Annotated in this window: 1 protein-coding gene; it reads left to right on the top strand. The window is 71.7% G+C overall.

Going from position 1 to position 4,571, the window contains the following annotated elements; genetic code table 11:
- Positions 1-4,571, top strand: a 4,571-nt coding sequence (locus tag ACWC2B_RS37970; RefSeq protein WP_450724909.1) for a condensation domain-containing protein, incomplete at both ends; no start/stop codon positions are given.

The raw sequence follows: 4,571 nt of genomic DNA on the forward strand, positions 1-4,571 counted from the left end.
GACCGCGTCGTGTACCGGCCCGACGGACAGCTCGAATTCCTCGAACGGCTCGACCACCAGGTCAAAATCCGAGGCCGACGCATCGAACTCGGAGAAATCGAAGCCGCGCTGCGCGCCGTCGACGGCGTCACCGACGCGGCGGCCCAGGCCGTGCCCGGCAGCGCGGGCCGCAAGCGGCTCGTCGGCTACCTCGTCGGCCCCGCCACCGTCGAGCACGTACGGGCGGCGCTGGGGGAGGTGCTTCCCGCCTACATGGTGCCGGCCGAGTTCGTCGCCCTGGACGCCCTGCCGCTGACCCCCAACGGCAAGGTCGACCGCAAGGCGCTGCCCGCCCCGGCCTCCACCCAGGCGCCTGTCACGGGTGGCAGGGCTCCTCGCACACCGGCGGAGAAGGTGCTGTGCGCCGCCTTCGCCGAGGTCCTCAGCCTGCCCTCGGCCGCCGCCGACGACGACTTCTTCACCCTGGGCGGCGACAGCATCAGCTCGATTCAGCTCGTCAGTCGCGCTCGCGCCGCAGGGCTCGCGCTCACTCCGCGCGACGTCTTCACCCGCAAGACGCCCGCCGCCCTCGCCGCCGCCGCACAGCAGGTGCGGACCACGGCGACCGCCGGTACGGACGACGGTGTCGGAGAGCTCGAACTCCTGCCGATCGCCCACCAGTTGAAGGAGGACGGCGGCGCCGTCGCGGGCCCGGTCGGATCGTTCGCGCAGTACGTCGTCGTCCAAGTGCCGCACGACGTGGACGCCACACGACTGACCCTCGCGCTGCGAGCCGTGGTCGACCGGCACGACGCTCTGCGCATGCGGCTTGACGTGCCCGTCGAAGGGCTGTGGAACCTGCGCATCCGCCCGCAGGGCACGGTCGACGCCGCCCCGCTGGTGACGGAGGAAGTCGTGGCGGCCGACGTGAACGTGGCCGAACTCGCCGCCGCGGCCCAGGTCCGGCTCGACCCGACCGAAGGCACGCTGCTGCAGGCGGTGCTGCTCAAGGCCGGCGCGGGGCAGCCCCGTCGACTGCTGCTGATGGTGCATCACCTCGCGGTGGACGGCGTCTCCTGGCGCATCCTGCTGCCCGACCTCGCCGCCGCCTGGCAGGCCGTGGCGGCCGGCCGCGCCCCCGAACTCGCCCCCGTCGGCACCTCCTACCGCCGCTGGTCGCGCATGCTGGCCGACGAGGCGCGCGCCGCCTCCCGCACCAGGGAACTCCCGCTGTGGACCGAGGTCGCCCGCGGCCCCGAGCCGCTGCTCGGCACCCGCGGCCTCGACCCCGTACGCGACACCTACGGCACGGCCCGCCGACTGCGCCTCGTCCTGCCAACCGAGCAGACGTCGGCCCTGCTCACCGACGTGGCGGGGGCCTTCCACGCCGAGATCAACGACGTGCTGCTCACCGGTCTCGCCCTCGCGGTAGCCGACTGGCGGCGCCGCAAGGAAAACACCGGGCCGATCCCGGACACCCTGATCGAACTCGAAGGCCACGGCCGCGAACACCTCTCGGACGACGCCGATCTGTCGCGCACCGTCGGCTGGTTCACCAGCGCCTTCCCCGTCCGCCTCGCCCCCGGCACCCTCGACTGGGACGAGATCTGGGCGGGCGGCCCGGCCGTCGGCGCGGCCCTCAAGCGGATCAAGGAGCAACTGCGGGCCATCCCGGACCACGGCATCGGCCACGGCCTGCTGCGCCACCTCAACCCGCAGACCAGCACCCTGCTCGCCAAGTTCCCCCGGCCCCAGCTCGGCTTCAACTACATGGGCCGCTTCAGCGCCGCGGGAGCGGCCAACTGGACGCTCTCGGGGGACAGTTCGGCAGTCGGCACCGCCGCCGCCCCCGACATGCCGCTCCAGCACGTGCTTGAGGTGACCCCGGTCACCGAGGACCGCCCCGACGGTCCGCACCTCGTCGCCGACTGGCTGTGGGCCGGCGGCATCCTCTCCGACGAGGACGCCCGCGACCTCGCGCACACCTGGTTCCGCGCCCTGGAGCTGCTCGTCGCCCACGCGGCCCGGCCCGGCGCGGGCGGCAGGGTGCCGTCCGACCTTCCCCTCGTCTCCCTCACACAGGACGAACTCGACACGTACGAGAGCGAGGCGGGCCCCTCGGGGCTGCACGACGTACTGCCACTCGCCCCGCTCCAGAAGGGCCTGCTGTTCCTCTCCGAGTACGACCGGGAGGGCGTGGACGCCTACGTGCTCCAACTCGGCCTGGAACTGGGTGGGTCGCTCGACCCGGCGACCCTGCGCGCCGCGTGCGCGGCGCTGCTGCACCGCCACCCGAACCTCCGGGCCGCCTTCCGCCACCGCGAGGCGGGCGACCCCGTCCAGCTGATCCCGAACGCGGTCGACGTGCCCTGGCGCGAGCTCGACCTGACGGAAGCCGACGAGACCGCCTCCGATCGGCTCGCCGACGAGGAGCGCGAGCGCCGCTTCGACCTCTCCCGGGGCCCGCTGATGCGGTTCGTGCTCGCCCGCACGGGCACCGACCGCCACCGCTTCATCTGGACGATCCACCACAGCCTCGTCGACGGCTGGTCGATGCCGCTGCTCCTCAAGGAACTGTTCACCCTCTACGCGCACGGCGCCCGCGCCACCGAACTGCCCGACGTCGTTCCGTACCGCGACTACCTGGCCTTCCTGGACGCCCAGGACGCCGAGGCCGCGCGCGGCGCGTGGAAGGAGGCCCTGCTCGGCCTGGACGGGCCGACCCGCGTCGCCCCGGAGGCGGCCGGGCGGGCGGCGGTCGCGGCGGACACCGTCGAATCGGCCGTCCCCGAGCAGCTCGCCGACGGCCTCACCCGCTGGGCGCGGAGCCGGGGCATGACACTCAACACCGTCTTCCAGGGCTGCTGGGCCGTCCTGCTCGGCAGCCTCACCGGTCGCGATGACATCGTCTTCGGCGCCGTCACCTCCGGCCGCCCGGCGGAGATCCCCGGCATCGAGAACATGATCGGCCTGTTCCTCAACACGGTGCCGGTACGGGTCCGTACGCGCCCCGAACAGAGCCTCGCCGACCTGCTTGCGGGCATCCAGGGCCGGCAGTCGGAGCTGCTGCCGTACGAGCACATCGGTCTTGCCGAGATCCAGAACCAGGCCGGTCTCGGCGACCTCTTCGACACGGTCCTGCTCTTCGAGAACTTCCCCCTGGACGAGGCGAGCGTCCGCGACGCGGCCTCCGGCCTGGAACTCCTCGACGCCGAGGCCCGCGACGGCCGCCACTACCCGCTGAGCCTGGCGGTCCTGCCGGGACCCGGCGGCCGTCTCGGACTGCGCTTCGACTACGCGCCCGACCTGTTCGCGCGCGAGGACATCGAGCGGCTTGCCGACCGGCTGCTGCACCTCCTCGCCACCGTGATCACCTCCGCCGACAAGCCCCTGGCCGGAGTGGGTGTGCTGAGCGCGGCGGAGTCACGACGGCTGCTGGTGGAGTGGAACGACACCGAGCGCGGGGGCGGCTTCGCGGATGTCGTGGAGCGTGTACGGGATACGGCCGTGCGCCGTCCGGACGCGGTGGCTGTCGTTGACGGTGAAGTCACGGTCACATACGGGGAGTTGGCGCACTGGTCGGACCTTCTGGCCCAGCGCCTGGCATTCGCCGGAGTGGACACGGGCTCGCTCGTGGCGGTCCTCTCGGAGCCCGGTGCGCGGTACGTGGGCGGGGTGCTCGGCGTGCTGGCGGCCGGCGGGGCATGGCTCCCGCTGGACGTGGACGCACCGCTCGCCCGCCAGGAGGGCCTCCTGTCCGACAGCGGTGCGAGGGTCCTCCTTGTCGGCCCCGGGCAGCGGGAGCGGGCCGAAGAGATCGCGGCCGCGTACGACGGTGAGCTCCAACTGGTACTGCTGGACGGGGAGTTCGACAGCGACTCGACCGACCTGTCTGCTCTTGGTCCGCTGCGTGGCAGTGGTGATGACTTGGCGTATGTGATTTATACGTCTGGTTCGACGGGGCGTCCCAAGGGGGCGATGGTTCATCGCCGGGGCATGGTCAACCATCTTCTCGCGAAGGTGGAAGACCTGGGTCTGTCGTCGGCTGACTCTCTGATTCATAACGCGCCGGTGACGTTTGACATTTCGGTGTGGCAGATGTTGGCCGCGTTGATGGTGGGTGGTACGACGCGGGTGGTGGACCGGGCCACGGCGGGTGATCCTGATGCGCTGTTCGGGGTGGCAACTGCCGGGCGGGTCACGGTGCTTGAGGTGGTTCCTTCGCTTTTGCGGGCCGCGCTGGATGCGTGGGAGGCCACTGGTGGCTTCCCCGTGCTGTCGGACCTGCGTCACCTTGTGGTGACGGGTGAGGCGTTGCCGGCCGATGTGTGCCGCCGTTGGTTTGCCCGCTACCCCTGTATTCCGCTGGTCAATGCCTACGGTCCCACCGAGTGCTCCGACGATGTCACCCACGCCGTCCTGACCCCGGACAGTGAGCTGGGCACGCGTGTGCCCATCGGCCGAGTCGTGCGTAACACCCGCCTGTATGTCCTCGATGACGCGCTGCGTCTTGTGCCCGTCGGCACGCCGGGCGAACTGTATGTCGCGGGCACCGGCGTGGGTCGCGGATATCTGGGTGATCCGGGGCGTAC

This window comes from Streptomyces sp. NPDC001415 (genome assembly GCF_053597395.1).